General features: G+C 62.3%; 3 protein-coding genes. All 3 read left to right on the forward strand.

Features of this window, described 5'->3' with window-relative positions:
* Nucleotides 1–160: 160 nt before the first annotated feature.
* Genes ABI_RS18515 through ABI_RS25380 form a run of 3 tightly spaced genes read left to right on the forward strand, consistent with a single transcriptional unit; the run spans nucleotide 161 to nucleotide 1,322 of the window.
* Nucleotides 161–622, forward strand: a complete 462-nt coding sequence (locus ABI_RS18515) for a hypothetical protein (protein ID WP_006274584.1) — start codon at nucleotides 161–163, stop codon at nucleotides 620–622.
* A complete protein-coding gene (locus ABI_RS25375) occupies nucleotides 619–1,011 on the forward strand; it encodes a MotA/TolQ/ExbB proton channel family protein (RefSeq protein ID WP_006274585.1) in 393 nt (130 codons plus the stop codon). The genes ABI_RS18515 and ABI_RS25375 overlap by 4 nt, the downstream gene beginning before the upstream one ends.
* A complete protein-coding gene (locus tag ABI_RS25380) occupies nucleotides 1,008–1,322 on the forward strand; it encodes a BlaI/MecI/CopY family transcriptional regulator (protein WP_006274586.1) in 315 nt (104 codons plus the stop codon). Before ABI_RS25375 ends, ABI_RS25380 begins: the two co-directional genes overlap by 4 nt.
* Nucleotides 1,323–1,335 lie beyond the last annotated feature (13 nt).

Raw genomic sequence — 1,335 nt, forward strand, 5'->3', positions numbered from 1 at the left:
TTTCTTTCTGTAGCCTTGGATTGCCACGGCTATGAGTGTTGGCGTGGTATCGGCCGAGGCCGGTAGGATCAAACCACCGAAGGCATGGAAACAGGCTTGACAGCCAAGATTACACTTGTAATCTACATGGATTACAAACGTAATCTCGAGGGGTTTTTCCATGTCTGCTGCCATCTGTCTGCGTCCCGTCATAGCAGCCATCGCACTTTGGAGCGTCAGCGCGCCAGTCTGGGCGTCCAACGCCGTCCGCCCCGGCGCCGACGGGGTGAAGTTCACCGCCGTTTTCAACGATACCGGCCCGGTGGCCAAGCTCGTCTTTGTCGTACTGGTGGTTTCGGCCATTCTCGCCCTGGTCCTGTCGTTCCTGAAACGAAAGCGGGGCGAGGCCTTTGTCAGCGGACTGCGCACAGGCGGCATCCTGGTCAGCTTGGCGGCGGCCGCCTTCCTGGCGATGAACATCTGTGTGCGCATGGTGTATGACGGCGGCGTTCCGCCCTTCGTCATCTGGGCGCCGGGCCTGGCGGAAATCCTGATGGTCGTCATGGCAGGGTTCGTTGCCTCGGGCGCTGCGGCCTTTGCCCATGCCACAATGGCGCGGCCCGCCAAGGCTGGCGTTCAATGAAGCGTGACGGACTGATGACGATCGCCGGCGCGTTCCTCGATGCCGCCCTGCCCTTGCAAATTTTGATGGGCTTACTGGTGTTGAGTATGGTGTTTGCCGTGGTCACGGCCGTGGTCAAGGTACGCCAACGCGACCTGTCGGGCGGTTCCAGCCTGGTCGCGGCCCTGCGCTGGGCCGCGCCTCTGGCCGGCGTGGCGGGGGCGGCCTATACCGGGTTCTTTTCGTTCGCGCGGATCTCCGCCGACCAGATCGTGCCCGTCGTCGCTATCGCGCCTGGTATGGCCGAGGCGGCATTGAGTTTGGTGCTGGGTTTGATCTCGGGCGTCACCGCCATCGTCGCGACCGCCGTGATCAACGCCCATATCGACCGCCGGGTGTTGGGCGCGTGACGACGATCCAGATCACCGAGGCTGAGCGGGTTTTGATGGAGGCCCTGTGGCGGAGCGGCCCCTTGACGGCTGCGGAGTTGATGGCTGCCGTCAAGGCTGTGGAACCGTGGGCGGAACCAACGATCAAGACCTTGCTGCACCGTCTGATGCAGCGGCAGGCCATTCGGTCAGACCGCAGTGTCGTGCCGTTACGGTATCTGCCGCTGTTGAACCGGGAGGCTTATGTGGCGCAGCAGGTCGATGATCTGGTTAAGCGCCTGTTTGAGGGGGATCGGATCGCGCTGGCGGCCTATCTTGCAGACAAAAGTTAAGCCGCTACGTCAT

The sequence above is a fragment of the Asticcacaulis biprosthecium C19 genome, from assembly GCF_000204015.1.
Taxonomy (GTDB): domain Bacteria; phylum Pseudomonadota; class Alphaproteobacteria; order Caulobacterales; family Caulobacteraceae; genus Asticcacaulis; species Asticcacaulis biprosthecius.

Bases quoted from the DNA above. Each gene is read 5' to 3' on its own strand.
- ABI_RS18515 (WP_006274584.1), top strand. From the start codon at position 161: ATGTCTGCTGCCATCTGTCTGCGTCCCGTCATAGCAGCCATCGCACTT.
- ABI_RS25375 (WP_006274585.1), top strand. From the start codon at position 619: ATGAAGCGTGACGGACTGATGACGATCGCCGGCGCGTTCCTCGATGCC.